This window comes from Bradyrhizobium sp. STM 3566 (assembly GCF_045571445.1).
Lineage (GTDB): Bacteria > Pseudomonadota > Alphaproteobacteria > Rhizobiales > Xanthobacteraceae > Bradyrhizobium > Bradyrhizobium vignae.
In genome coordinates this window covers 5,717,402-5,743,881 of the sequence record NZ_CP120692.1, presented here as the reverse complement: position 1 = coordinate 5,743,881, position 26,480 = coordinate 5,717,402, and the positions used below count along the sequence as shown (strand labels likewise).

Genomic DNA, 26,480 nt, shown 5'->3' with positions numbered 1-26,480 from the left:
CTTCGACGCGCCCCGGAACGACGAAGGTGAGGGGTCATGTTGCAATCAGAACTTCACCTGCGGCGCCGCCTCGACCTCGGTGCGGCTCGTGCCGAGATCGAAGAAGTCCTTCCTGGTGAAGCCGAACATGCCGGCGAACAGGGCGGCGGGCATCTGCTGGATGCCGGTGTTGTATTCCTGGACCGCGTTGTTGAAGAAGCGACGGCTGGCCGCGATCTTGTTCTCGAGATCGGAGAGCTCGGATGCGAGCTGCTGGAAATTGGCATTGGCCTTGAGGTCGGGATAGGCTTCCGACAGCGCGATCAGCCGGCCGAGTGCGCCGGAGAGCTGGTTCTCCGCCGCGGACACCTGAGCCGGTCCCTGCGCCGCCATCGCCGAATTGCGCGCCTTGATGACGTCGTCGAGCGTGCCGCGCTCGTGCGAGGCATAGCCCTTCACGGTCTCGACCAGGTTCGGGACCAGGTCGTGGCGCTGCTTGAGCTGCACGTCGATATCGGCAAAGGCCTGGCCGACGCGTTGGCTCAGCGCCACCAGGCGGTTGTAGGCGCTGAAGGCGAACAGCACGAGGACGACGATGACGCCGAGAACGATCCAGCCGGTCGACATGAAGAACTCCTGAAGCGGGAAGAAGGCAGGCGCTAGGGTAGACCAAATTGGCGCAGGGCGAGAGCCCCGGCATGGAGGGAAGGTAAGGCTTGGTCGGACGAGGAACCGTCCGAGTTCAAGGGAAGCACGGCCGGCGGAATTAACTTTCGGACATGATCGCATCGCCCCAGCGCCAGCGCCGGGCGTCGGCATAGGCCGTCTTGTCGCGCCGCGGGACTTTCGTCAGCGCGACCCCAGCCTCGGTGCAGAGCTTGGCCGCGATCTCGGCCTTGCCGACATCCGGCGGCGCCAGCACGCGCGCGGCGCGCGTCGCCGGCGGCGCGCGTGTCAGGGCGACGTAGATGAAGCGCTCGTCCTCGAACGGCACCTCGGCGCCCTTGATCTGGCGATGCGCCTGGGAGCGCGGCAGGCGTTGGGAGAAATGGCACCAGTCGGGCGGGATGAGCGGGCAGGGTCTGTCGTGAGGGCAGGGGGCGGCGACGTGGGCTCCGGCCGAGATCAGTTGTTGCCGGAGCGTGAGGATGCGGGCATAGCCCGCGGGCGTGCCGGGCTCGATCACGACCAACGCATGGCGCGCTTTCGCCCACATCGCTTCCGCAAGCTTGCGCTGGTCGCCTTCGTTGAGCTCGCCAATGACGTAGCTGGCGACGACGAGGTCGGCTTGCGAGACCTCGACGAGGTTGCCGCCGGCATCGCCGGGAAGATGGCGACACTCTGCGAGGCGCGTGCTGTTGCGCGCCAGTTCCAGCGCGAGCCGGCTCAGCGTGGCGTTGGCGTCGAGCAGGGTGAAATCCCGCAGCGACGGAAAGGCTTCCGCGGCGGCCCAGCTCGCGGTGCCCGGACCTGCGCCGACGTCGAGCAGCGTTTCAGGCGCAAGGCCAGGCGCGATTTCGGTCAGCGCATTCAGGCTGGCGGCCACGGCCGCGTAGGTCGCCGGCATCCGCGCCAGCGCATAGGCGAGCGCATCGGCCTCCGATTTGATGGTGCCGGAGCCGCCGCCGGCGCGATAGGCGGTCGAGATCTTTTGCGATCGCTGTGCGGCGTCGGTCCGCGAGAAGCCCTGGAGCTTCCCGTCGAGGGCGGCCTTGAGTTCAGCGGGGAGAATGGGCGAGATCATGTTTGCCCACCGTCATTCCGGGGCGCGCGCAGCGCGAACCCGGAAGTTCGAGATTGTAGCGCGAGATTCCGGACTCTCGCCTCGCGAGCCCCGGAATGACGCCGGAGATATCACGCCACGTTCTGGTCGAGGATCTCCACGGCCTCTTGCAGGCTCACCGAGACGAGCTGCGAGACGCCGCGCTCGGCCATGGTGACGCCGAACAGCCTGTTCATCCGCGCCATCGTGATCGGGTTGTGCGTGATGATGATGAAGCGCGTGTCGGTCGAGCCGGTCATCTCATGCAAGAGGTTGCAGTACCGTTCGACGTTGTGGTCGTCGAGCGGTGCGTCGACTTCGTCCAGCACGCAGATCGGCGAGGGATTGGTGAGGAACACCGCGAAGATCAGCGCCATCGCGGTCAGCGCCTGCTCGCCGCCCGAGAGCAGCGACAGCGTCTGCGGTTTCTTGCCCGGCGGCTTGGCGATGATCTCGAGACCGGCTTCCAGCGGGTCGTCGCTCTCGATCAAATGCAGCGCGGCCTCGCCGCCGCCGAACAGCTCGACGAACAGGCGCTTGAAATGGTTGTTGACGACGTCGAACGAGGTCAGGAGCCGCTCCCGCGCTTCCTTGTTCAGGCTCTGGATACCCTGGCGCAGCCGCTTGATGGCTTCGACCAGGTCGTCGCGCTCGGTGACGAGGCCGGTGTGCTGGGTCTCGACCTCGCGCAGCTCTTCCTCGGCGCGCAAATTGACCGCGCCGAGGCGCTCGCGGTCGCGGCGCATCTTTTCGAGGTCTTCCTCGATGTCGTGCAGCGGCGGCAGCTCCGCGCCCGGCTCGATCTCGGCAAGGCCGGCGACGGCCTGGGGCTCGACTTCGAGCATGTCGCGGATCTCGCGCTCGATGTCCTCGAGCCGGCGCCGCGCGCCTTCCATGCGCTCCTCGGCGCGCGCGGTGGCCTCGCGAGCGCTGGAGAGCGCTTCGAGCGTCAGCTTGGCGACGCGATCGGTCTCCGCCATCGCGCTTTCCGCGGTGGCGAGCGCGTCGGCGGCCATGCGGCGGTCGTTCTCGGCGTATTCGATCTCGGTGATCAGCGCGCTGCGCTTCTCGGCGAACACTTGCGGCGCGTTTTCGAGTTCGCTGCGCTCGATCGTGAGTTCGGCGATACGGGCCTGGATGGTGTCGATGTGGGAGGCCGCGCTCTCCTTGCGGTTCTGCCACTCGGTGCGTTCGGCGAGGATCGCCTGCACGCGCCTGTCGGCGAGCTCGGCCTCGCGTGCCAGCGCCTGCGCCTCGGCGCGGACCTGGGCGGCCATGCGGCGGTGGCCCTCGATGTCGCTGCGGACGGCGGCGAGCTGGGTCTCGGTGTCCTCGCTCGACGGCAGCTCTGAGATCCCGGCCGCGGCATTTTCGTAGGCGGCCTCGGCCTCGGCGCGATCGGCGGCGAGACGGCTGTGCGCTTCCGACAGCGTCGCCTTGCGGGCGGCGTGGCGGCTGATCTCGCGCTCGGCATTGGCGTGGCGCTCGCGCGCGACGTTGAGCTCGCGCTGCGCGGCGCGCCAGGCTTCGCGGCTGGCACCTTCGGTGCTCGCGGCCATCTGCAGCTCGGACTCGGCGTTTTCCAGCGCCTGGCGCTTGATCTGCGCGTCGATGCGGGCCTGCTCCAGCTCGTTCTCGATATCAACGAGGCGGGCGCGCTCGGCAAGACGCCGTGCGGCGCCGGTCGGGGCGTGCGCCGCGGCGACAAAGCCGTCCCAGCGCCAGACGTCGCCTTCGGGTGAGACCAGCCGCTGGCCAGTCTTGAGCTGCGAGACCAGCTCGGCGCCGCGCTCGCGCGGCACCACGCCGATCTGGGCCAGGCGGCGCGCCAGCTCGGCCGGCGCCTGCACGTGATTGGAAAGCGGCACGGCGCCCTCGGGCAGCTCCGGATCGCCCTCGGTGTGTCCGACATTGGTCCAGCGCATCGGCGCCGACGGATCGATCGGCGCGTCGAGATCGTCGCCGAGCGCGGCGCCGATCGCCTTTTCAAATCCCTTGTCGACGGTGATGCCGTCGATGATCGGCGGCCACAGGTTCTTGGTCTCGCCGTTGACGATCTTGGAGATGGTGCGCGCTTCGGTCTCGAGCCGCTGCACGCGCTTGTCGGCTTCGACCAGCGGCGCGCGCGAGGATTCCAGCGTCTGACGCGCGGCAACGTGCGCGGCTTCGCTCGCCTGCGCCGCGGCTTCGGAAGCTGCCAGCGTCTGCTCCGCGGTCTCGACCAGTGCGGTCAGCTCATCGAGATCGCCGAAGCCGCCGGTCGCCTCAGTGAGCTTCTGCTCTTCCGCGGCGACGTTCGCGATCTCCTGGTCGAGCCGGGCGAGCTTGTCGCGGTGGGTGCGGACGTTGGCTTCCAACTGGTTGCGCTTGGCGGTGAGGTCGGCGAGCGCGGTGGTCAGCTCGGCGAAGCGCTGCTCGGTTTCGGTCAGCACCGCCTCGGCTTCGGCGACGCGCTCGTCGACGCCGGAGCGCTTCTCGACGCGCGACTTGATCTCTTCCTTCAGCTCGGCGTCTTCGGTGTCGAGCCGCTGCAGCGCGACGTCGGCATCCATGGTCTGCTGCTGGGCGCGCGAGATGTCGCCTTCGAACTGGGCGAGGCGGCGCTCGAGCTCGGCGACGCGCTCCTTGGCGCGCTCTTCCTCGCGGTCGAGCTGTTCGCGGGCATTGGTGAGGCGTTGCAGTCCGGCGGCGGCGCGCGCTTCGGCATCGCGCAGCGCCGGCATCTCGGCGGCGCGGATCGCCTGAATGCGGGCGGCTTCGGCCTGGTGCTGGGTGCGCTCGGCCATCTCGCGGACGGCGAGATCATGGGTCTGGCCGGATTCGTTGACGTCGGCATGGGCGCCGATCCAGCGCAGATGGAACAGGGTGGCCTCGGCCTTGCGAACCTTGGCCGCGACCTCGCGGTAGCGCACGGCCTGGCGGGCCTGCTTCTTCAGGCCTTCCATCTGCCCGGAGAGCTGGCCGATCACGTCCTCGACGCGGGTGAGGTTGGTCTCGGCCGCCTTCAGCCGCAGCTCGGCCTCGTGACGGCGGGCGTGCAGGCCGGCGACGCCGGCAGCATCTTCCAGCACGCGGCGGCGCTGCTCGGGCTTGGCCTGGATGATCTCGCCGATCTTGCCCTGGTGGACGAGGGCCGGCGAACGCGCGCCGGTGGCTGCGTCCGCGAACAGGATCTGCACGTCGCGCGCGCGCACGTCGCGGCCGTTGATGCGATAGACCGAGCCAGCCTCGCGCTCGATGCGACGGGAGATCTCGAGAATCTGGCTGTCGTTCATCGCCGCAGGCGCGGTGCGATCGGCATTGTCGATCGTCATCGTCACTTCGGCATGGTTGCGCGCCGGACGGTTGCCGGAGCCGGCGAAGATCACCGCGTCCATGTCGGCGGCGCGCAGCGACTTGTACGAGGTCTCACCCATCGCCCAGCGCAGCGCTTCGACGAGATTCGACTTGCCGCAGCCGTTGGGACCGACCACGCCGGTCAGACCGGGCTCGATGACGAAGTCCGTAGGCTCAACGAAGGACTTGAAACCGTGAAGGCGCAGGCGGGTGATTTTCATAAGCACGCATCTCTGTTGGCAGGCACGAATCCCCCTGCCGGGACAATACCATGGAAGGCAATGTCGCTATCCGGGCGAGTCGCGCGAGGCGCCTCATGCGGCTGGACAATGGCCGCGGTGCGCCGCGAGGGCAACCGGCGAAAGCCGCTTTTCCCAAGGGATTTATGCCGGGAAAGATACGGCTTTCGAGATGCGAATCAGGATCTTGACGAGCGAATCAGCTCTTCAGGAGCGGATTGATCTTCTTGGCGAACTCCTCGAACGAGGCTTCGCCCTTGATCTTCTCGCCGTTGATGAAGAAGGTCGGTGTCGAATCCACCTTCAACACGTCGCTGGCATATTTCTGGTCGGCGGCGATCTTGTCGAGCAGCGCCTGGTCCTTCAGGCAGGACTCGACCTGCGGCTGGGTGAGGCCGGCCTGCTTGCCGATCCGCGTCAGGGTCTCGGTGGTGTTCTTCACCACCCAGTCGTTCTGCTGGCGGAACAGCATGTCGGTGACCGCGAAGTATTTCGGCGCGTCGTCCTTGGCGATGCAGCGCGACAGCATGGAGCCGGCGGCGGCTTTGATGTCGAGCGGGAACTCGCGGAAGATGTAACGCACCTTGCCGGTGTCGATGTATTCCTTCTTGATCTTCGGGAACACCTGCTCGTTGAAGGCGGCGCAGTGCGGGCAGGTCATCGAGGCGTATTCGGTGATGGTGACGGCGGCGTCCTTCGGGCCGAGCGCCATGTCGGGCAGCGACACCGGCTTGGCCACATCGGCGGCGGACTGCGCCATCGCGTCGGAAATGAACCGCAGCGGCGAGATCCCGGCGAGCGCGGCAAGCCCGGTCAGCGACAGCATCGTGGTGAAGGCGCGGCGGGTGATGATCAAGGTCGGCTCCCGGGATTGGCAAGGTTCGCCCGAGGTTCCCCTTCGAGCGGCCTGTCGCTAGCTTGAAACGTCGCCTGAGGCAATGGCAGGCCGCAGGCACGGGTCCAGTTTGGGCGCGGAATGAGGCTCAATTTCGCTTGATGGCGGCCCCGAGCCGCGCCAGCGCCGTCTTCAATTGCTCATCTTCGATGTCGGTGAGGCTCTCCGCCACCTTGGCGACCGCCTTGGGGTCTGGCGGGCCGGGCCGCTTCCGGCCCCTCGGCCGCGACAGGGGGGCCTGGCGGAAGGCCAGCTTGCCGACCGCGCTCCAGCCGAAGAAGCGGTTGACCCGTTCCAGGATCACGTCGGCCGAGTGCTGGATCTCCAGCGCCATCGGCCCCTCGACCCGCAGCACCAGGGTTGCCGGCTCCTGCGGCTGACCCTCGACCGGGCGTGGCCATTGCATCTTGAGTGGCTCGGCATGGGCCGCGATCTCGGGCCCCGCAATCTGCGCCCACCGCGTCACCAGTTCGCGTGCGGCGAAGCCCTGCTTGGCATAGGCCTCGGCAAAGACGTCATTGAGCAGGATCCCGAGCGGTTTTGCGCTGATGGGACCGGGCTTGAAGATGGGGCCGGATTTGGACATGGCGGGCTTTATAGCACCTTGGATGTCGGGCCACAGACCCCGAGATTCGTCATGGCCGGGCTTGTCCCGGCCATCCACGTTCTTCCTGCGAAGAAAGACGTGGATGCCCGCGACGAGCGCGGGCATGACGTGGAGAGGCCAGTGCATTGCCGCTACAAGTGAGGAATGAGCCCCAGATCCGTACGCAAGCCGAAGCCGGAATCTTCTCAGCCGGAGACCTCATCGCGCCCGCTCGCGCTCCTGCAATGGTACGATCGTCATCGCCGCCGACTGCCCTGGCGCGCCGCGCCCGGCGAGGCGTCCGATCCCTACCGCGTCTGGTTATCGGAGATCATGCTGCAGCAGACCACGGTGAAGGCGGTCGGGCCCTATTTCGAAAAATTCGTCGCACGCTGGCCCGACGTTACGGCGCTAGGGCGGGCCTCCCTCGACGACGTGCTGCGGATGTGGGCCGGGCTCGGCTACTATTCGCGCGCACGCAATCTCCACGCCTGCGCGGTGGCGGTGGCGCGCGAGCACGGCGGCGTCTTTCCCGACACTGAGGAAGGGCTACGCGCGCTGCCGGGGATCGGGCCCTACACGGCGGCGGCGATCGCGGCGATCGCCTTCGATCGGCGCACCATGCCGGTCGACGGCAATATCGAGCGCGTGGTATCGCGCCTGTTCGCGGTCGAGGACGAGCTGCCACAGGCAAAACCTTTGATCCAGAAACTGGCGGCGACGTTGCTGGCGGATTCCCGCGCCGGTGACAGCGCACAGGCGTTGATGGATTTGGGCGCCTCGATCTGCACGCCGAAGAAGCCGGCCTGCTCGCTGTGCCCGCTGAACGAGGACTGCACGGCGCGCGCGCAAGGCTCCCAGGAGACGTTCCCGCGCAAGGCGCCGAAGAAGAGCGGGACGCTCAGGCGCGGCGCCGCCTTTGTGATCACGCGTGGCGACGAACTGCTCGTCCGCTCGCGGCCCGAGAAGGGCCTGCTGGGCGGCATGACGGAAGTGCCGGGCTCGGACTGGCTGGCCGGCCAAGAGGACGCGGCGGCGAAGCAGCAGGCGCCGGAGCTGAAGGGGTTGTCGCGCTGGCAGCGCAAGGTGGGCGTGGTCACCCATGTCTTCACGCATTTTCCCCTGGAGCTGGTGGTCTACACGGCGCAGGTGGAAGCCCGCACCCGCGCCCCTGAGGGCATGCGCTGGGTGCTGATCGCGACCCTCGCGGACGAAGCGCTGCCCAACGTCATGCGCAAGGTGATTGCGCACGCACTGGATGTTTGATCGGCCCGTGCTCCTGACAGCACGCTGGCAGCAGCGCTGCGCTATCACGGCGCGATGGAGCCTCGCATGGTCAAGACCGCGCTCGACGATTTTCCAAGGCCGCCCTGCGCCGAGTTGCTCGGATGGCGCCTGCTCGATGCCCGCCCGGAGGAGGGCTGGATCAGACTGGGCTTCGAGGCCAAACCTGAATTCTGCAACCCCGCAGGTTTCATCCAGGGCGGCATGCTTTCGGCGATGCTCGATGACACCATGGGTCCCGCCGTGCTGGTGATGAGCGAGGGGCGGCTCTACACCACCACCATCAGCATGACCGTGAATTTTTTGGCGCCCGCCAAGCCTGGCCCGATCGTCGGCGAGGCCAGGGTGACGCAGCTCGGCAGGACGATCGCGTTCGTCGAGGGCAAGCTGATGGCGGAAGACGGCACGGTGTTCGCGACGGCAAGCGCGAGCGAGCGGTTGCTGGAAGCGGCGAGGGTGGTGAAGTGAGGCGACCACCGGTCTAGCCGCGCACTCCATCTTCCTTCTACCCTTGTGGGAGCAGGTGGCGCGAAGCGCCGGATGAGGGGTTGCCTCGGCGAATTCAATTGCAAGGGATGTATGCGGAGACGGACCCCTCACCCGAGTGAGTCCGCATCTCCCTGCGTCGCTGCCCTCTCCCGCAAGGGGCGAGGGCACATCGATGCGCATCTCGCCCGTTGCTGGAGCTGCGTCTCTAGAAACCCACCCGCCTCGCATTCTTGCTCACGATCGGCGGCTTCGCATTCAGCGCTTCCACCTGGAAGCCGGCGACGCGCTTGTAGTTGGCGGCAATGTCCTCCAGCTCTTTTTGCGAGAGCACATCGGTAACGACCTCAAAGCCGTCGGGCGCGCGCTCCTCGACCAGCTGCATCACCTGCTCGGGGCCGTTCTTGCGGTTGAGCAGGACGAGGTCGGCGGTTGCGGGCCGGCGCTCGGCTTCATAGGCGAGCAGCGCTGCTTGCGTCGGGCCATGCGCCAGAATCTCGCGCGTGATGACGCGGGCATCGAGGATCGCCTGCGAGGCGCCGTTCGAACCGATCGGGTACATCGGATGCGCGGCATCGCCCATCAGCGTGACGCGGCCGAAGGTCCATTGCGAGACTGGATCGCGGTCGACCAGCGGATATTCATAGGCGTGCGGGCAGTTCCTGATCAGGCCGGGCACGTCGAGCCAGTCGAACTGCCAGCTCTCGAACCAGGGCAGGAATTCTTCGCGCCGTGCCGTGCGGTTATAGTCTTCGCGGCGCCACTGATAGGTCGGTGGCATGTGACGCTCCGCGACCCAGTTGATGAGGTGGTTGCCGTTTGCGTCGGGCTCTTTCGAGATCGGATAGCAGACGAATTTCAGGATCTCGTGGCCGGCCATGATCATTGTGCGGCCGGTCAGGAAGGCGTTTGCCGGCGTGACGCCGCGCCAGAGGATGCGGCCGTTCCAGATCGGCGGGCCTTCATTGGGATACAGCTTTTCTCGCGCGGCGGAATGGATGCCGTCGGCGGCGATCAGGATCGCGCCCTCGAAAGTGCCGGCGGCCTTGCCGGTCGCCTTGTCGATGAAGTCGGCGCGCACGCCGTCCGCCGTCTCGGTCCAGCCGGTCAGATGATGGCTGGTGAGGATGTTCTCGCGGCCGAGCCGCTCGACCGCGGTGTCGAGCAGGAGCTGCTGCAGCGTGCCGCGGTGGATCGAGAATTGCGGCCATTTGTAACCGGCGTCCAGTCCGCGCGGCTCGCTCCAGATCGGCTTGCCGTGCTTGGAGAAATAGGCGAGCTCGCGGGTGCGCACGCCGCTGGCGTCGAGCTTATCCATCAGGCCGAGTTCGATCAGCTCGCGCACCGCATGCGGCAGTACGTTGATGCCGACGCCGAGCGGCTTCAGCTCCGCGACGCTCTCGAACACTTTCACGGGAACGCCGATTTGATGCAGGCTGAGCGCAAGGGTCAGCCCGCCGATGCCGCCACCGGCGACGAGTATCGTCATGAGAAAACTCTCCAGTTGCAGGCGTCTTGGCACAGCCGGGCGGAGGTGGGCAACTGCGAAGAGGATGTTGTGCTATGGACCTTGGGGTCGACAGCCGTTATTTTCCAGCTTTCTCATGAGGTCCGACATGCTCAAGCTCTACTACGCCACCGGCACCTGCGCGCTCGCCACCTACATCACCTTGGAAGAGGCCGGCGCCGACTACACGGCCGAACGGCTGAGCTTCAAGGACAACCAGCAGAACAGCCCGGACTATCTCGCCATCAACCCGAAGGGCCGCGTGCCCGCGCTCGTCACCGATCGCGGCGTCCTGACCGAAACGCCGGCGATGCTGGCTTACATCGCGCAAGTGTTCCCCAAGGCGAAGCTCGCGCCGCTCGACGATCCCTTCGAGTTCGCCCAGGTGCAGTCGTTCAACTCCTATCTCTGCTCGACCGTGCACATCAACCACGCCCACAAGATGCGCGGCGCGCGCTGGGCGACGGAGGAGAGCTCGTTCGCCGACATGAAGGCTATGGTGCCGAAGACCATGGCGGCCTGCTTCAAGCTCATCGAGCAGAAGATGTTTCGGGGGCCCTGGGTGATGGGCGAGCAGTACACGGTCTGCGATCCCTATCTCTACACGCTTTCGACCTGGCTCGAAGGCGACAGCGTCGACATCAATGCGACGCCGAGGATCGCTGATCACTTCAAGCGCATGTCGGATCGCCCGGCGATCCGCAAGGTGATGGACGCGCAGAAGGCGTGAAGGCAGCGCGGCTCTCGGGCAAAGACGCAAAGCGCCGTGCCCACCATCTTCGTCCGGCGACAACAGATGGTGGGCAGGCTTCGCTTTGCCCACCCCTTACGAGAGCTACCCAACGCGCCGCTCCTTCTTCGCTAGCTCCCGTCCGGTCTCCAGCATCAGCCGCCGCAGCCAGATCGAGCCCGGGTCCATCTGGGCCCGCGTCGGGTGGAACATGAACTGCTCGTCGATCCCGGGGTCGAGCGGCGGCGTCACCGTGACGAGGCCGAGCTGCTTCGACAGCGCCGCGATCAGCCGGCGCGGCACGAAAGCGACGAGGTCGGTGCGCGCGGCGACGTGCAAGGCTTCGAGATAGCCCGCCACCACCAGCGAGATGTGTCGCTCGATGCCTTTGCTGCGCAGCCAGGTGTCGATCAGGTCCTCAGCGCTGCCGCGGATGATCACGCCGACATGGCGCGCGGCCAGGAACGCCTCGCGCCGTTTCAGCTTCGCTCCAACGGGATGGCCGCGCCGCACCGCCAGCGCGTCGCTGTCAGTGTAGAGCAGCTGGCGGTGAAAACCCTTGAAGGCGTTGCCGATCGAGATCACGAGGTCGATGGTGCGGGCGAATTCGGCGTGGAAGATCGCCGATCCCCGCCAGGGCACGACGTCGATGCGGACGTTCGGTGCAGCCTGCGTCACCTTCTCCATCAGCGGAGGCATCAGCAGCTCGACCGCGAGGTCCGGCATCATCAGACGGAACTGCCGCTCGCTGCGAGCGGCATCGAATTCGTCAGGCACGAACAGCCCGCGCACCTGGTCGAGCGCCTGCGCCAGCGGCGCGCGCAGGGCTTGCGCCCGCGGCGTCAGCTCCATCCGCGCGCCGGTGCGTACCAGGAGCGGATCGCCGAAGATGTCGCGCACGCGCTGGAGCGCATGGCTCGCCGCCGGCTGCGACAGCCCGAGCCGTAACGCCGCGCGGCTGACATTGGCCTCGCGCAGCAATGCGTCGAGGGCGGTCAACAGATTGAGGTCAAGCGAATTCAAATTCATGGTGTGAATATATATCATATCTACTATCGATTTGAAGAATTCTGATCGACCGGCGATGATCTTCGCGATGTCACACCACGGAGATGCCGCCATGAACGCGACCGCCAACAAGAAACTGATGCAGGATATCTTTGCCGCTGCCGCCGATTCCGATCCGGCCGCGCGCGATCGCGCGCTGTTCAGCGCCAGCCTTGCCGACGACGCCAAATGGATCGTGACCGGGCAATATTCCTGGTCCCGCACCTTTTCGGGCAAGGAGGCGATCCTCAACGATCTGCACGGCTATGTGCGCACGCGCCTGCGCGACCGCACGCGTACAATCGCCCATCGCTTCATTGCCGATGGCGACGTCGTCGTCGTCGAAGCCAAGGGTGACAACGTCACAGCCGAAGGCGTGCGTTACGACAACGATTATTGTCTGGTGTTTCGCCTCGAGGACGGCAAGATCAAGGAGATCCGCGAGTACTGCGACTCGGTTCTGACCGAGAAGGCGCTCGGCCCTTTTCCACAAACGGCCGCGAGAGCCGCGGGCTGACGGCTTGAGCCCGATCTGGTCTGCCGGCCGGCGCCATTTGTTACGGCCTGCGAGGGCCGTATCGGTCTGGCGCAAGCTGGCGGAGATCATCCGGCTGCGGCGAGAGCGCGCGCGGATGCACTGCCAGCTCGCCGCCATGAGCGAGCGTGAGCTTCTGGATTTCGGGATGACGCGGTCGGAGATTGCGTACGAGCTGAAAAAGCCTGTCCGGCGGAAATAGAGAGATCCAAGATGCAGCCTCTATTTATGGGCGCCCGATCGGTACTCATCCTGGCAAATGCATGCACCACACTGCATGCGGTTGCTGGTCTGCGCGAAAGCCTTGCTCAACTGCCGATAAAATCAGCAAATTATCGTGCGCTGATGCGCATGCCCGCGAAGAATTTGAAGGTTCAATTAAGAAGTGTCCCCCATTGTGTCGCGGTGCAGCGTGGGTCGCCAGGGCGCGGCGTGCGGCTGCCGGAGTGGCCGTGACGATCGCCGGAGCTGTCCGACCCCTCGAATTCAAATGCATCTGGGTGGACAGTGGGAATGCCGAAATTTCGTTTGCGGATCAGGGGACGCCTGTACGCAGGCTTCATGGCCCTGGTGGCGGTCGGTCTCGTGATGGCAGTGGTTGCCGTCTGGAATTTGCGGTACGTGCAGGATCAGGTCGCAAGACAATCCGCCCTCTCCGACAGCACGGCACGGGTGCTGGAAATATCAGCCCATTTGCAGGCGATCCAACGGGCCAACCTGCGCTACGTCTACGACGCCAACGAGCCTGCAATGAAGGAGGCGCAAGAGCGGGAAACCGCGGCGACCGAGCTGCTGCGGGTGGGCGCGCAGGGGACGCTCTCCGAGGAGCGGCGAGCGCTCTACAACGGCCTGATCGACGACATCGCCAAGATGCGACGCCTGCGTGACAATCTCGGGGACGCCGTCAACGAGGTGAGAACCGGCAAGGCGACGCTGCTCCCCAGTGGAGAGGAGCTGGCCGTCAAGATGGGCAAGCTGGTCGACGCGGCGCGGGCTGCCGTCGATGAAGACACGGCGGCCCTGGTCGCCGACCTCGAATCCAGAATCCTTCTCGTTCGGGTCGCAACCTGGCGTTTCCTGGCCGTGCGTGATGTCCAGGGGCCTGCGAATTTCAGGGCGAGTGTGGACAGGGCAGCGCAACGGCTCGCGGCCATCGAAAAGAGCCCGCAGGCGGCGGAGTTGCGCGCCACGCTCACGCCGGTGAAGACCTCGCTCGGAATCTACAAATCGGCATTCGAGACGACGTCCGCCGCGATGCTTCAAGCCGACGAGATCTACCACAAGAACCTCGCGCCCCTCATCGTCGACAGTATCGGCAAGCTCAAGGCCGCGGAAACGACCCTGAAGAAGGACTACCGGGACTCGCGCAACAATGCCGAAGCCGTGATCGCCAGCACGACGACCGTTCAGGAGATCGCCGGCGGGCTCGCCATCTTGTTCGGTGGCATCGTCGCCTTCCTGATCGGCCGCAGCATCGTCGGTCCCCTGACCTCGATGACGCACGCGATGGGGCGGCTTGCCGGCGGCAATCTCGAGGCCGAGATTCCCGGCCGCGGCAGGGCTGACGAGGTCGGCGACATGGCCAAGGCGATCCAGGTGTTCAAGGACAACATGATCGAGACCGAGCGCATGCGCGCCGAGCAGGCCGAGCTCGAGGCGCTGCAGGCCGAGAGTCGCAAGAAAGACATGGTCCGGCTTGCCGATCAGTTCGAGCAGGCGGTCGGTGAGATCGTGAACACGGTATCGTCGGCATCGAGCGAGCTCGAAGCCTCCGCAGGCACCTTGACCACGACCGCCGCGCGGGCCCAGGACCTCTCGACGGAGGTCGCCAGCGCGTCGCAGGAGGCTTCGGCCAATGTGCAGGCGGTCGCCTCGGCGACCGAGGAGCTCTCCTCCTCGGTATCCGAGATTGCCCGTCAGGTGCAGGAATCCGCCCGCATCGCCACCGAGGCCGTCGGTCAGGCGAGCAGGACCAACGAGCGCGTCGGCGCGCTCTCCAAGGCCGCCGCCCGGATCGGTGACGTGGTCGAGCTCATCAGCACCATCGCCGGCCAGACCAACCTCTTGGCGCTGAACGCCACGATCGAGGCGGCGCGTGCGGGCGAAGCCGGCCGCGGCTTTGCGGTGGTCGCTTCCGAGGTCAAGGCGCTCGCTGAGCAGACTGCGAAGGCCACCGGCGAGATCGCCCAGCAGGTCTCCAGCATCCAGGCCGCGACGGAGGAGTCGGTCGGCTCGATCAGGGAGATCAGCGGCACCATCGAGCGGCTGTCGGAGATTTCGTCCACGGTCGCCGCCGCCGTGGAGCAGCAGGGCGCGGCGACGCAGGAGATCTCCCGCAACGTCCAGCAGGCGGCCCAAGGCACGCAGCTCGTATCGTCCAACATCAGCGACGTGCAGCGCGGCGCCTCCGAGACCGGCTCGGCCTCCTCGCAGGTGCTGTCGGCGGCGCGCTCGCTCTCGGCCGACAGCAACCGCCTCAAGCTGGAAGTGGCCAAGTTCCTGAGTTCGGTCCACTCCGCCTGAAGTCTCAAACGCAAGAGGCCACGCGCATGCGCGTGGCCTCGAAGAGCGGCGCGCTCAAGCCACCTTGGTCGTCATGTGCTTGAACATGTTGCTGCGCGCTTCGTCGTCCATCTCGGCCTTGAAGGTGAACTTGTCCTTCAGGGCGATGGCGCGTGCCGCCGCCGGGCGTGCCGAAATCTCGTCGACGAGCCGCTTCACATTCGGGTATCGCGCAAAGGCGTCGTCGCCGAGCTTGAACGGCACCATCCGCGCCCAGCCCCACAATGCCATATCGACGATCGAATAGCTGTCGCCCACCATGTAGCGGCGGTCTTTGAGGTGACCGTCGAGAATCTTGTAATGGCGATCGGTCTCGTACTGGTAGCGGTTATGGGCGTAATCGTGGTTCTGGTCCTTCGGCGCAAAATGCTTGAAGTGCACGGCCTGGCCCGAATAGGGCCCGACGCCGGTGGCGATGAACATCAGCCAGGACAGCAATTCGGCGCGGTTCGTGGGCAGGAACTTGCCGGTCTTCTCGGCGAGATAAAGCAGGATGGCGTTCGAGTCGAACACGATGGTGCCGCCATCGTCGATCGCCGGCACCTTGCCGTTCGGGTTGATCTTGAGGAACTCCGGCGTGAACTGCTCGCCCTTGCGGGTGTCGACCGCGACCGGCTGAAACGGCAGGCCGGACTCTTCCAGATAGAGCGCGACCTTGGTCGGGTTCGGCGATCCGTTGAAATAGAATTTGAGCATCACACATCTCCTCGGTGTCTGTTGCCGCGTGCGCACGAGGCGTCGTTGGGCGGGCCTTGTCATGCCTGAGCCCGTTGCGGGAGAGCAACCGGCGAGTTTGCCGGGCGGTGTCTGCGCGTGGCGCAGATCAGGCGGCGTAACAGAGGCCGATTGCCGCCGTAATGACCATGGCCGTGCCCACGGCCTCCAGCCGCAGGCCGAGCCGCGCGGCGAGATGCATGTCGGAGGCCCGCGCCGCGCGCTCCGATCCGCGCGCGTAGCCGTGAACGATGACGTCATGGTTGAAATTGTCGTGCGCCTCGTTGCTGCTGGCGAGCCCGACGCAGATCACGAGCACGCCGAACAGCGCCAGACCGAAGAAACCGAGAAGCGCGATCAGGAACATCGGAAACATGCCGACCAGGAAGATCGGCAGCAGCGGCACCAGCAGCAATGTCTCGGACTGTCGTCGCATGGAGCCCAACCGGTCAGGACGGGGCTGATCGGGCGAATCTAGTCCTGGCAGGGGCGGCTTTCAACCATCCGCCGCCGTCATTCCGGGCCGCGCCTCTTGGCGCGAGCCGGGATCCATTGGGCCGGATGTGCTGTAGCAGGATGGATTCCGGGTTCGCGTTTTGCGCGCCCCGGAATGACGGAGGGAGGGCTACTCCGCCGCCATGCCGGCGCGGATCTCGGCACGCAGCTCGTCGATCAGCTTGAGACCCTTCTTGGTTTCGACGTGCCAGAAGGTCCAGCCGTTGCAGGCCTGCGCGCCTTGCGCGACCGCCCCGATGCGGTGGATCGAGCCGACCTTGTCGCCGAGCATGATGGCACCGTCGGCGCGCACCAGCGCGCCCAGCTTCTTCTTGGCGTCGAATAGTTTCGTGCCGGGCATGATCATGCCGCGCTCGATCAGCTCGGAGAACGCGACGCGCGGTGCCTCGCGCGCTGTCATGAACGGGGCAAGGCTTGCCTCAGGCAGCGGCTCCACCGCGGCGATGCGTGCTTCCGCGGCTTTCGCATAGGTCTTGTCGCGCTCGAAGCCGATATAGGAGCGGCCGAGGCGCTTGGCGACAGCGCCGGTGGTGCCGGTGCCGTTGAAGGGATCGATCACGAGATCGCCTGGCTTCGATGACGACAGCAGCACGCGTGCGAGCAGCCCTTCGGGCTTCTGCGTCGGATGCACCTTCTTGCCGTCGGCGCCCTTGAGGCGCTCCTCGCCGGTGCAGAGCGGGATCAGCCAGTCGGACCGCGCCTGCACGTCCTCGTTGGCGGCCTTCAGCGCCTCGTAGTTGAACGTGTAGCCCTTGGCCTTCTCGTCACGCGCGGCCCAGATCATCGTTTCGTGCGCGTTGGTGAAACGGCGGCCGCGGAAGTTCGGCATCGGATTGGTCTTGCGCCAGACGATGTCATTCAGGAGCCAGAAGCCGAGATCCTGCATGATCGCGCCGACGCGGAAGATGTTGTGATAGGAGCCGATCACCCAGATCGTCGCGGATGGCTTCATCGCGCGGCGGGCGGCAAGCAGCCAGGCGCGGGTGAAATTGTCATACGCAGCAAACGAATCGAACTTGTCCCAGTCGTCATTGACGGCATCGACATGGGATTCGTCGGGGCGCTTGAGATCGCCCTTGAGCTGGAGATTGTAGGGCGGGTCGGCGAACACCAGGTCGACGCTGCCTGCCTGAAGCTTCGACATCTCGGCGACGCAATCGCCGACGATGATGCGATGCGACGGAGACTCGAAATTTGTGCGGGGCGCCCTTGCAGACGCCCCGCGACGCGACTCTACCATGACTCAAGAACTCTGACTCAGGCGACGCTGTCGGCGACGCGGGACCAAACAACCGACTGACCGCTACATTGAAGCGGCAAAGTAAAAATCGACTTAACCCGCTACTTTTGTGAGCAGGCCGTGCATCGCCGCTTGTGCGCGTGTTGTCGCGCGCATGCGCCTTGTTTTACAGTGTATTTCGCGTTTGCTCGGCTCGCGGCCGCAAATTTCCCTCGGAAAAAATTGCTCGACCCTCGGAAAAAATTGCTGGCACCGACATGCTGTCGCACTAGGCAATTTTTGCCGGCCACGATATTGATAAACGCAACGGAAATTTTACGTGTGTGGCGCGTTGAGCTTTCGCACCATTGTGCGCCGTCGAAACTGAATCAGGGACCCCAGAGGAAAGGCCGCCATGCGCTACGATGACTTCCGCCGCAGCGACGACATCGAGGATCGTCGCGATGAGGGTGGTGGCTTTGGCGGCGGTGGAGGAGGCGGGTTCGGTCTGCCGATGGGCGGCGGCGGGCTCGGCATCGGCACCATCATCGTGCTCGGCCTGATCGGCTATGCCTTCGGCATCGACCCGCGCATCCTGATCGGCGGCGCCGAGATCCTCAGCGGCGGCGGCCATGCGCCGACCTACCAGACCGACCGTCAGGCGTCCTCGGGCAAGCGCGGCGCGCCGACCGACGAGATGGGCAGCATGATCTCCGGCATCCTCGGCGAGATCGACGACCGCTGGAGCGAGATCTTCCAGGCCAGCGGTCAGTCCTATACCGGTCCGAAGATCGTGCTGTTCCGCAACGCCACCAATGGTGGCCGCTGCGGCATGGCGCAGTCGGCGATGGGGCCGTTCTACTGTCCACCTGATCGCACCATCTTCCTCGACACTTCGTTCTTCCGCGAGGTCGAGACGCGCTTCCGCGGCTGCTCCGGCAAGTCGGCGTGCAATTTCACCACCGCCTACATCATCGCCCATGAGGCCGGCCATCACATCCAGAACCTGCTCGGCATCATTCCGCGCGTGACGCGGCTGCAGCAGCAGGCCGGCTCGAAGGCCGAGGCGAATGCGCTTCAGGTGAAGGTCGAGTTGCAGGCGGATTGTCTCTCCGGCGTGTGGGTCAATCGCGAGGCGAAGAAGCGTCCGAACTTCCTCGAGCCCGGCGACATCGACGCCGCGCTGACCACGGCGAGCGCGATCGGCGACGACACGCTGCAGCGCCAGGCCACGGGCCGCGTCGTGCCTGACTCCTTCACCCACGGCTCGGCGGCGCAGCGCAAGCAGTGGTTCATGACCGGCTACCAGCAGGGCACGGTCCAGGCTTGCAACACATTCGGTGCGGGAGCGTTGTAATTCTCGACACCTTGCCCCGGACGCAGCGCAGCGCTTCTTCAGCGGTGCGCTGCAGAGCCGGGGGCCCACAATGCCGGTCTCCCAAGTCTCCGAACTGGGCCCCGGCTCTGCGGCGCGGCGCTGATGCGCCGCACCTTGTCCGGGACACGAAAGACGCAACATGACCTCCATCGACGAAACAAAGCAGTTCATCCCGCTGAATATCGCGGTGCTCACCGTGTCCGACACGCGCGCGCTTGCGGATGACAAGTCCGGCCAGACCCTGGTCGACCGTCTCCTGGCTGCGGGCCATCATCTCGCCGCGCGCGAGATCGTCACCGACGACGTCGAGGCGATCCGTGCCGTCATCCGCCGCTGGATTGCCGATAGCGGCATTGACGTCGTCATCACCACCGGCGGCACCGGCTTTACGGGACGCGACGTGACGCCGGAGGCGATCGAGCCGCTGTTCGAGAAGCGCATGGACGGTTTCTCGATCGCGTTCCACATGCTGAGCCACGCCAAGATCGGGACGTCGACGATCCAGAGCCGTGCCACCGCCGGCGTTGCGGGCGCGACCTACATCTTCTGCCTGCCGGGTTCGCCCGGCGCCTGCCGCGACGGCTGGGACGGCATCCTCGCAGCCCAGCTCGACTACCGCACGCGCCCCTGCAATTTCGTCGAGATCATGCCGCGGCTGGACGAGCATTTGCGCCGCCCGAAGGCGCAAGGCGCGACGGTGTGATGATTGTTGCTTGAATGCTGAGCTAAAGCATGATCCGGAAAAGTGCGAAGCGGTTTTTCGGAAAGATCACGCGCAAACAATAACCCTGGAGCGCGATGACGATTCATCCAAATCTCATCGCGCTTTAGGTGCGGACCGCTTCCCTTCTGCGCTTGTGGGAGAAGGTGGCGCGAAGCGCCGGATGAGGGGTATCCATCCGCATCGGTGAGATATCCCTCACCCGAGCGAGCTTGTGTTTGCGAGTTGACATGCCCTCTCCCGCAAGGGGAAGAGGGCACAGCAACGCGCATCTCGCTCGCTGCGAGATCGTCAGAGATCCCGTTCCCACGTTTCCCCAATCAAATCTTGCCCGAAGCTGTGATGCGGCTCGGTCGCGACCAGGTTGAATCCCGCACTCTTGTAGATCCCGCGCGCGGCGACCAGGATGCTCTGCGTCCACAGAGTCATCTTGCTGTAGCCCCTCTCGCGGGCGCCCTGGATGCATTGCTCGACCAGTGCGCGGCCGACACCGAGTCCGCGTGCTTTCTTCTCCACCTGCAACAGGCGCAGCTTCGCAATCTCGTCCGTGGCCTTGACCAGAAAGATCGAGCCGATCGGCTCGCCTTCCATTTCCGCGATCCAGCAGTGCTCGCGCGCGGCGTCGTAGTTCTTGATGAACTGTGCGCAGATCTCGGCGACCAGCGCCTCGTAGCTGATGTCCCAGTTGTAGTCCGCGGCATAGGCGGCGCCTTGCCGTGAGATGACCCAGCCCATGTCGCCGACGCGATGGCTGCGCAGCACGAAAGCCGCGGGCCGGCTTCGACGCTGCCCCAGCACCGCCTCGATGGTTGCCATGGCCTGCGTGAGCCGCGTTGCATCGTCGGCCGAAAGCTGAGCCAGCATCGCAGCGACCTCGTTTTGCGAGCTCAGGTTCAGCTTGGCGAAAGCCTGGCGGCCCTTGGCGGTGAGGCTGAGCTGGTATTGCCTACGATCCGCGGCCAGGGGTGTTCGCGTGATCAGCCCTTTTTCGTCAAAGCTCTGGACGATGCGGCTGAGATAGCCGGGGTCGAGACCAAGCTCGTTTCCGATTTCTTTTGCCGCAAGGTCGTCGCGATGCGCCAGTTCATAAAGAACGCGCGCCTCGCTGAGCGAAAACGGGGTCTTGCCAAGGTGCTGGTCGAGCACGCCGAGCTTGCGGGTATAGAAGCGGTTGAAGGCGCGGACCGCTGCGATGTGGTCGTCGGAGACCTGTTCGGTCGATTTGGACAGCATGGGATCACCTCGATATTTGCCATTGTCAATTAATTATTTGACGTTGGCAAGTATCTCAGCCGACCATGACGATCCGACTGCGCAGCATGGTCCGGGACGACCGGCCGAGCCGCCGGAGCAGCCGCGCTTCGGAATGGCGGGCGTGGGGCGGGTAGCCGCCGATCCGGTCGTAATGCTCACGCGCGATCAACAGCCCTTGATCGCCGAGTGGACCGACGAGCTTGCGCGCCACGGCCCAGAGAATGTCGCGCAATGCGGTATTTGCGTAGGGCGAACGCGCATAGCGGAACACCGCCGCCCGATCCCGGCCGCTGGTGGCGACGGCCTGGATGAACTGGGTGGTCTCCTCGATCCAGCCGGTTTCCAGCACGGCGCCTGCAGGCAGGAACATGAGCCATGGCGATCGGGCCTGCCGTGCGCCGGCGGCGAGCGCGGCGCCTTGCGAAGATCCCTCGAACCCGATGAAACGGCAGCCCGCCACGTCGGCAACGCGCTCGATGACACCGTTGCGAGTGCCGTCGACCAGCAGAACCTCACGGATGACACCGGCGGCGGCGCCGGGGACCAGCGCGGCCAGGGTTGCGACCGCCGTCTGCTCGACACCGTCGGTCGGAATGATGACGCTCAGCATGATTGAGGCTTCAGGGTCGGCACTTCGGGAGAAGCGTAGCGTTCTAATGATGTTGTCATAAACCCGTAGCGTTGCCGAGTGCAACTTTCCGGCGGCGCTTCGGCATGCGATGGTAAACCCGCAGCCAGTCATCGCAGCCAAATGTGTCATGTGCGGGGTGGAAATATTGCCGAATGTTTCGGCACAAGCTGATTCCGGCGGTATTAAACCGAAGCTTCATGGCGAGATTCGCTGCGCGCGGGCAGTCGGTCCCTCTCAGAGGAGACTTCAGCTTGCAAGAAAGGGCGAATGAAGATGTGCGATCTCGGTCCCGGGAGAGGCCTCACATGAACGCCGATCAACCCGCCGTCAGCATGGTGCCAACGTCGCCGAAGCAGGGGACTGCGCCGACCTTGCGGATCCGCGCGCTGATGCTCGGCGAGCGCATCAATGCTTCCAGCCTGGAGATCGGCACGCTGGTGTCCTCGACGCCGGCCGCTTTCCGCGTCCATGCCGGCCTTGCCGCAATCTTCCGCTACGGCGTCGTGGTGCTGATCGGGCTGCTTCCGTCCGAGGAGAAGGTCCTCGTCGATAATCTGAAGTCGCGTGTGACCGGAGAGCTCAGCCCGTACGAGGAGGAGATCGCACAGGTGCAGCTCTGCAACGATGAGGCCGCCGAGACGATCCAGCCGGGCGGGCCGATCTGCCTCGCCAAATTCTCCGACGACCGGCTGCTGCTGGTCGCGGATGCGCTCGCCAAGAGCACGTCGCTGGCGCGCGACGAGCGCCGCGTCGCCGCGGTCTTCGACGTGATCGAGCCGTTCGCACGGGAGCTCGCCGAAGGCGGCCGCACGCCGCGCCGGCGCAAGGGCATTCTGCAATTGATCGGTAATGCACTGCTGGTGCAGCAGCGCGTCGCGGGCCGCGTCGCGGTCGCCGAGAAGCCCGACGTCCTCTGGGAGAAGCCAGAGCTCGATCGGCTCTATTCCCGTCTCGAGGACGAGTACGAGTTGAAGGAGCGCCTCGACACGCTCGAGCGCAAGCTCACCGCGGTGTCGGAGACCGCCAACGCACTGACCGACATCATCGACACCCAGCGCTCGCTCCGCCTGGAGATCGCGGTCGTGGTCCTGATCGTGATCGAGGTCGCGATCGGGTGTTTTCAGATATGGTCGGGGACTCATTAGTGCTCGATGAATTTATCCGCGAGCGAGATGCGCGTGACTGTGCCCTCGCCCCTTGTGGGAGAGGGCAGCGATACCAGGAGACACAAATTCGTTCGGGGTGAGGGGTCTGGCTCCGCGAACTCATTGCTTATGCGAACGCGGACAGAACGCTTCGCCCACCTGGAGTCGCCATCGCTCGCAGCACCCTTGCGCAGTGCCGTGCGATCGTCAGTTCCTCATTCGTTGGAACGACGAACACCTCGACGCTGCCATCGCCCCGGCTGATGCACTCGCGTGCGGCATCATTCGCAGCAGCATCGATGCGCACGCCCATCCAGGCGAGACACTCGCCGATCGCGCCGCGGATCTCCTTGGCATGCTCGCCGATGCCGCCGGTGAAGATCAGACCGTCCAGCCCTTCGAGCGTGGTCGACATCATCGCAATCCCCTGCGCCGCACGGAAGACGAAGAGATCGACCGCCTCTCGCGCCGCAGCCTCGCCGCTCGCCAGCAGCGTGCGCATGTCCGCGGAGGTGCCGGAGACGCCGAAGAGGCCTGACTCGTGATAGAGCAGGTGTTGGACCTCCTCGACCGACATGTTCTCGTGTTGCTGCAGATAGAGCAGCACGCCGGGATCGATCGTGCCGCAGCGCGTGCCCATCACGAGGCCGTCGAGCGGCGTCAGCCCCATCGTGGTGTCGACGCTGCGGCCATTGCGCAATGCGCAGAGGCTGGCGCCGTTGCCGAGATGCGCGATGACGATGCGCCTCGCCGTGAGCTCCGGCGCGATCTCGGCCAGGCGTCCTGCGACATATTCGAAAGACAGGCCGTGGAAGCCGTAACGCCTGACGCCACGCGCCTCGAAGCGCCTGGGAATGGCGAAGCGGCTCGCCGGCGGCGCGAGGCCGTGGTGGAAGGCGGTATCGAAACACGCGATCTGCGTCAGCCCGGGCCGGAGCGCCGCGAGCGTGCGGACTGGCGCAAGGCAGCGCGGCTGGTGCAGCGGGGCCAGCGGTGTCAACGCCTGCAGCTTCGCGGTGAGATCGTCCGTCAGGACGACAGGGCCTGAATCCGGCCCGCCGTGAACGATGCGATGGCCGACGGCACGGAGGCTGCGTTCGCCGAACCGGTCCTCGACGAAGGCGAGCACGTCGGCGAACAGATGACCGTCCTCGGCATCCGATGCGTCTCTCCGCGTCTCGACCAGGTCCTCCCCCGCGGCGCTCCTCACGATGAGCCGGGGTTTTGCCTCGTGTTCGTCGAGCTGGCCCTTGCACAGCAGGATGGGATCGGCCGCCGCAATCTCGAACAGGCCGAACTTGATGCTCGACGATCCCGAATTGAGGGCGAGGACCGTGTTCGACATGGCTAGTCGCCGGCTTCGGCCGGCGTGTTGCCGCCGGCGCTGTTCGGCCAGACCCAGTCGCGGATCTCAGGCATATCCTCGCCATGCTCGCGGATGTAGCGGGAGTGCTCGATCAGTCTGTCGCGGAATCGCTGCTTCACTTGTGCGGCCCTGGTCGCGAGCCCGGGCACGCGCTCGATCGCCTCGATGGCGAGGTGGTAGCGATCGAGCTCGTTGAGAACGACCATATCGAAGGGCGTCGTCGTGGTGCCTTCCTCGGCAAAGCCGCGCACATGCATGCCGGCATGATTGGTGCGGTTATAGGTCAGCCGGTGAATGAGATGAGGGTAGCCGTGATAGGCGAAGATCACCGGCTTGTCGCGCGTGAACAGGCTGTCGAAGTCGCGGTCGGACAGGCCGTGCGGATGCTGCTCCTTGGGTTGCAGCGTCATGAGGTCGACGACGTTGACGACGCGGATCTTCAGATCCGGCAGTGCCTTGCGCAAGAGATCGACGGCGGCGAGCGTCTCCAATGTCGGCACGTCGCCGGCGCAGGCCATCACCACGTCGGGCTCCTCCTTTTCGTCCTCCGTTCCGGCCCAGGTCCAGATGCCGATGCCGGCATCGCAGTGTGTCGCCGCGTCCTGCATCGACAGCCATTGCGGCGCCGGCTGCTTGCCGGCGACGATCACGTTGATGCGGTTGTAGGTGCGCAGGCAATGGTCGGCGATCCACAGCAGCGTGTTGGCATCCGGCGGGAAGTAGATGCGGACGATGTCGGACTTCTTGTTGGCGACAAGGTCGACGAAACCGGGGTCCTGATGGCTGAAGCCGTTATGGTCCTGCCGCCAGACATGCGAGGTCAGAAGATAGTTGAGCGAGGCGATCGGGCGCCGCCACGGCAGGTCGCGCGTAACCTTCAGCCATTTGGCATGCTGGTTGAACATGGAATCCACGATGTGGATGAAGGCTTCGTAGCAGGAGAAGAAGCCGTGCCGTCCGGTCAGCAGATAGCCTTCCAGCCAGCCCTGGCAGAGATGCTCGCTCAAGACTTCCATCACGCGCCCATCCTGCGCGAGATGCACGTCGTAAGGCTCGATCGGTTCCATCCAGACGCGTTCGGTCGCTTCGAACACGGCGTCTAACCGGTTCGACGCCGTCTCGTCCGGGCCCGCGATGCGGAAATTGCGTTGTTGCGCATTGAGGCGAATGACGTCGCGCAGGAATTTGCCGAGCTCGCGCGTCGCTTCCGCCACGGTGCCGCCGGGCTGCGGCACCTCGATTGCGAAGCTGCGAAAGTCGGGCAGCTTCAGCTCTTTCTTCAGGAGGCCGCCATTGGCATGTGGATTGGCGCCCATGCGCCTGACGCCTTCGGGCGCGAGCGCCTGGAGCTCGGGAATGAGCGCGCCGTTCGCGTCGAACAGCTTTTCGGGCTCATAGCTGCGCATCCAGTGTTCGAGCAGCTTGAGGTGCGCCGGGTTCTCGCGGCAGCTCGCGACGGGCACTTGATGCGCGCGCCAAAAACCCTCGACCTTCTTGCCGTCGACTTCCTTCGGGCCAGTCCAGCCTTTCGGGCTGCGCAGCACGATCATCGGCCAGCGCGGCCGCCCGACGCTCGTGCGCCCGTCACGGGCGTGCTGCTGGATCGAGCGGATACTGGCGAGCGCGACATCGAGCGCATCCGCCATGGCGTGGTGCATCAATTTGGGATCATCGCCCGCAACGAACAGCGGCTCATGGCCGAACCCATGGAAGAGATCGCGGATCTCCCCATCTTGCATCCGCCCGAGCACGGTCGGATTTGCGATCTTGTAGCCGTTGAGATGCAGGATCGGCAGCACCGCGCCGTCATGGGCCGGGTTCAGGAACTTGTTCGAATGCCAGGACGCAGCTAACGGGCCGGTTTCCGCCTCGCCGTCGCCGACGACGCAGGCGACGATCAAGTCAGGGTTGTCGAATGCCGCGCCATAGGCGTGCACCAGCGCGTAGCCGAGTTCGCCGCCTTCGTGGATCGAGCCCGGCGTCTCCGGCGCCGCATGGCTCGGAATGCCGCCGGGGAAGGAGAACTGCCTGAACAGCTTGCGCAATCCGTCGGTGTCACGCGCGATGTCGGGATAGATCTCGCTGTAGCTGCCTTCGAGGTAGGTGTTGGCGACCATGCCCGGTCCACCATGGCCGGGACCGCAGACATAGATCACGTTGAGGTCCAGCGCGCGGATGACGCGGTTGAGATGGGCGTAGATGAAGTTCAGGCCGGGCGTCGTGCCCCAATGGCCGAGCAAACGCGGCTTGATGTGCTCGGGTCGTAACGGCTCGCGCAGCAGCGGATTATCGAGCAGGTAGATCTGCCCGACGGAGAGGTAGTTGGCGGCGCGCCAATAGCGATCGAGCAGACCGAGGTCGCCGCTCGCGGCGGCCGTTTTTTGTTGAATTGTCATGTTCCTGTCGGCTTTCACCCAGCGATCGTCACCAACTTTGTTCCGGCGCGATCGATCCCTGTGCGGGATCAAACGAAATCGTCGCGACCGGCGTGTTGCGTGATGTCAAAGGCGCGCGCCCGAAATTTGGGTGGCGGGGGTTGTTTTCGCGTTTTTTGTTCTTGTTCTTGATTTGTTCCGTTTGCGTGCTAT

General features: G+C 65.4%; 23 protein-coding genes. 9 read left to right on the top strand and 14 right to left on the bottom strand.

The window, feature by feature from the left end; genetic code table 11:
* Nucleotides 1-45: 45 nt before the first annotated feature.
* The 5 genes from P6U27_RS27790 to P6U27_RS27770 all read right to left on the bottom strand — a co-directional run bounded on the left by P6U27_RS27790 (nucleotide 46) and on the right by P6U27_RS27770 (nucleotide 6,797).
* Complete coding sequence (locus P6U27_RS27790) at nucleotides 46-606, bottom strand: LemA family protein (RefSeq protein WP_122406825.1); 561 nt, start codon at nucleotides 604-606, stop codon at nucleotides 46-48.
* A gap of 139 nt (nucleotides 607-745) precedes the next feature.
* Nucleotides 746-1,723, bottom strand: a complete 978-nt coding sequence (locus P6U27_RS27785; RefSeq protein WP_209294935.1) for a small ribosomal subunit Rsm22 family protein — start codon at nucleotides 1,721-1,723, stop codon at nucleotides 746-748.
* A gap of 110 nt (nucleotides 1,724-1,833) precedes the next feature.
* Nucleotides 1,834-5,298, bottom strand: a complete 3,465-nt coding sequence (gene smc / locus P6U27_RS27780) for a chromosome segregation protein SMC (RefSeq protein ID WP_209294936.1) — start codon at nucleotides 5,296-5,298, stop codon at nucleotides 1,834-1,836.
* Nucleotides 5,299-5,515: 217 nt separating this feature from the next.
* Nucleotides 5,516-6,172 (bottom strand): DsbA family protein, encoded by a 657-nt coding sequence (locus P6U27_RS27775; protein WP_122404819.1) that lies wholly within the window; start codon nucleotides 6,170-6,172, stop codon nucleotides 5,516-5,518.
* Nucleotides 6,173-6,299: 127 nt separating this feature from the next.
* The gene (locus P6U27_RS27770) at nucleotides 6,300-6,797 is read right to left on the bottom strand and encodes a DUF721 domain-containing protein (protein WP_122404818.1); all 498 of its coding nucleotides are present in this window, start codon (nucleotides 6,795-6,797) and stop codon (nucleotides 6,300-6,302) included.
* A 165-nt stretch (nucleotides 6,798-6,962) separates the two neighbouring features.
* On the opposite strand from P6U27_RS27770, the gene mutY reads away from it, so the two are divergent.
* Both mutY and P6U27_RS27760 read left to right on the top strand, forming a co-directional pair.
* Entirely contained in the window at nucleotides 6,963-8,063 is a 1,101-nt protein-coding gene (gene mutY / locus P6U27_RS27765) for an A/G-specific adenine glycosylase (protein ID WP_209294937.1), read from the top strand.
* Between the two features lie 66 nt (nucleotides 8,064-8,129).
* Nucleotides 8,130-8,549, top strand: a complete 420-nt coding sequence (locus tag P6U27_RS27760; RefSeq protein ID WP_209294938.1) for a PaaI family thioesterase — start codon at nucleotides 8,130-8,132, stop codon at nucleotides 8,547-8,549.
* Between the two features lie 226 nt (nucleotides 8,550-8,775).
* Here the strand turns inward: P6U27_RS27760 and P6U27_RS27755 are convergent, their stop codons facing one another.
* The gene (locus P6U27_RS27755) at nucleotides 8,776-10,056 is read right to left on the bottom strand and encodes a flavin-dependent oxidoreductase (RefSeq protein ID WP_209294939.1); all 1,281 of its coding nucleotides are present in this window, start codon (nucleotides 10,054-10,056) and stop codon (nucleotides 8,776-8,778) included.
* A gap of 127 nt (nucleotides 10,057-10,183) precedes the next feature.
* Between P6U27_RS27755 and P6U27_RS27750 the strand changes: the two genes are divergently transcribed.
* Nucleotides 10,184-10,804 (top strand): glutathione S-transferase family protein, encoded by a 621-nt coding sequence (locus P6U27_RS27750; RefSeq protein WP_122406824.1) that lies wholly within the window; start codon nucleotides 10,184-10,186, stop codon nucleotides 10,802-10,804.
* Between the two features lie 105 nt (nucleotides 10,805-10,909).
* Here P6U27_RS27750 and P6U27_RS27745 read toward each other — a convergent pair whose 3' ends face one another.
* Nucleotides 10,910-11,833, bottom strand: a complete 924-nt coding sequence (locus P6U27_RS27745; protein ID WP_209294940.1) for a LysR family transcriptional regulator — start codon at nucleotides 11,831-11,833, stop codon at nucleotides 10,910-10,912.
* Between the two features lie 91 nt (nucleotides 11,834-11,924).
* Here P6U27_RS27745 and P6U27_RS27740 point away from each other — a divergent pair, with 91 nt between their 5' ends.
* The 3 genes from P6U27_RS27740 (at nucleotide 11,925) to P6U27_RS27730 (ending at nucleotide 14,909) form a co-directional block, all read left to right on the top strand.
* Nucleotides 11,925-12,368, top strand: coding sequence for a nuclear transport factor 2 family protein (locus tag P6U27_RS27740; RefSeq protein ID WP_209294941.1), 444 nt, complete (start codon nucleotides 11,925-11,927; stop codon nucleotides 12,366-12,368).
* A 4-nt stretch (nucleotides 12,369-12,372) separates the two neighbouring features.
* The gene (locus P6U27_RS27735; protein WP_407192851.1) at nucleotides 12,373-12,588 is read left to right on the top strand and encodes a DUF1127 domain-containing protein; all 216 of its coding nucleotides are present in this window, start codon (nucleotides 12,373-12,375) and stop codon (nucleotides 12,586-12,588) included.
* Nucleotides 12,589-12,899: 311 nt separating this feature from the next.
* Nucleotides 12,900-14,909, top strand: coding sequence for a methyl-accepting chemotaxis protein (locus P6U27_RS27730; RefSeq protein WP_407121773.1), 2,010 nt, complete (start codon nucleotides 12,900-12,902; stop codon nucleotides 14,907-14,909).
* 54 nt (nucleotides 14,910-14,963) lie between these two features.
* Here the strand turns inward: P6U27_RS27730 and P6U27_RS27725 are convergent, their stop codons facing one another.
* The 3 genes from P6U27_RS27725 to P6U27_RS27715 form a co-directional block, all read right to left on the bottom strand.
* Complete coding sequence (locus P6U27_RS27725; RefSeq protein WP_162500403.1) at nucleotides 14,964-15,644, bottom strand: glutathione S-transferase family protein; 681 nt, start codon at nucleotides 15,642-15,644, stop codon at nucleotides 14,964-14,966.
* Between the two features lie 127 nt (nucleotides 15,645-15,771).
* Nucleotides 15,772-16,098 (bottom strand): hypothetical protein, encoded by a 327-nt coding sequence (locus tag P6U27_RS27720; RefSeq protein WP_122404812.1) that lies wholly within the window; start codon nucleotides 16,096-16,098, stop codon nucleotides 15,772-15,774.
* A gap of 189 nt (nucleotides 16,099-16,287) precedes the next feature.
* Nucleotides 16,288-17,418 carry a site-specific DNA-methyltransferase gene (locus tag P6U27_RS27715; RefSeq protein ID WP_129144646.1) on the bottom strand — a complete coding sequence of 377 codons (1,131 nt, stop codon included), beginning with the start codon at nucleotides 17,416-17,418 and terminating at the stop codon, nucleotides 16,288-16,290.
* A 394-nt stretch (nucleotides 17,419-17,812) separates the two neighbouring features.
* Between P6U27_RS27715 and P6U27_RS27710 the strand changes: the two genes are divergently transcribed.
* A complete protein-coding gene (locus P6U27_RS27710) occupies nucleotides 17,813-18,754 on the top strand; it encodes a neutral zinc metallopeptidase (protein ID WP_129144645.1) in 942 nt (313 codons plus the stop codon).
* Nucleotides 18,755-18,914: 160 nt separating this feature from the next.
* A complete protein-coding gene (gene moaB, locus P6U27_RS27705; protein ID WP_122404809.1) occupies nucleotides 18,915-19,478 on the top strand; it encodes a molybdenum cofactor biosynthesis protein B in 564 nt (187 codons plus the stop codon).
* Between the two features lie 309 nt (nucleotides 19,479-19,787).
* Here the strand turns inward: moaB and P6U27_RS27700 are convergent, their stop codons facing one another.
* Both P6U27_RS27700 and P6U27_RS27695 read right to left on the bottom strand, forming a co-directional pair.
* Nucleotides 19,788-20,729 (bottom strand): helix-turn-helix domain-containing GNAT family N-acetyltransferase, encoded by a 942-nt coding sequence (locus P6U27_RS27700; RefSeq protein WP_122404808.1) that lies wholly within the window; start codon nucleotides 20,727-20,729, stop codon nucleotides 19,788-19,790.
* Between the two features lie 55 nt (nucleotides 20,730-20,784).
* Nucleotides 20,785-21,360, bottom strand: a complete 576-nt coding sequence (locus P6U27_RS27695; RefSeq protein WP_122404807.1) for a glycosyl transferase — start codon at nucleotides 21,358-21,360, stop codon at nucleotides 20,785-20,787.
* A 326-nt stretch (nucleotides 21,361-21,686) separates the two neighbouring features.
* Here P6U27_RS27695 and P6U27_RS27690 point away from each other — a divergent pair, with 326 nt between their 5' ends.
* Complete coding sequence (locus P6U27_RS27690; RefSeq protein WP_122404806.1) at nucleotides 21,687-22,526, top strand: RMD1 family protein; 840 nt, start codon at nucleotides 21,687-21,689, stop codon at nucleotides 22,524-22,526.
* Between the two features lie 127 nt (nucleotides 22,527-22,653).
* Here P6U27_RS27690 and P6U27_RS27685 read toward each other — a convergent pair whose 3' ends face one another.
* Both P6U27_RS27685 and P6U27_RS27680 read right to left on the bottom strand, forming a co-directional pair.
* Entirely contained in the window at nucleotides 22,654-23,871 is a 1,218-nt protein-coding gene (locus P6U27_RS27685; protein WP_407192850.1) for an acetate/propionate family kinase, read from the bottom strand.
* 2 nt (nucleotides 23,872-23,873) lie between these two features.
* Nucleotides 23,874-26,288, bottom strand: a complete 2,415-nt coding sequence (locus P6U27_RS27680; protein WP_209294943.1) for a phosphoketolase — start codon at nucleotides 26,286-26,288, stop codon at nucleotides 23,874-23,876.
* Nucleotides 26,289-26,480: the final 192 nt, after the last annotated feature.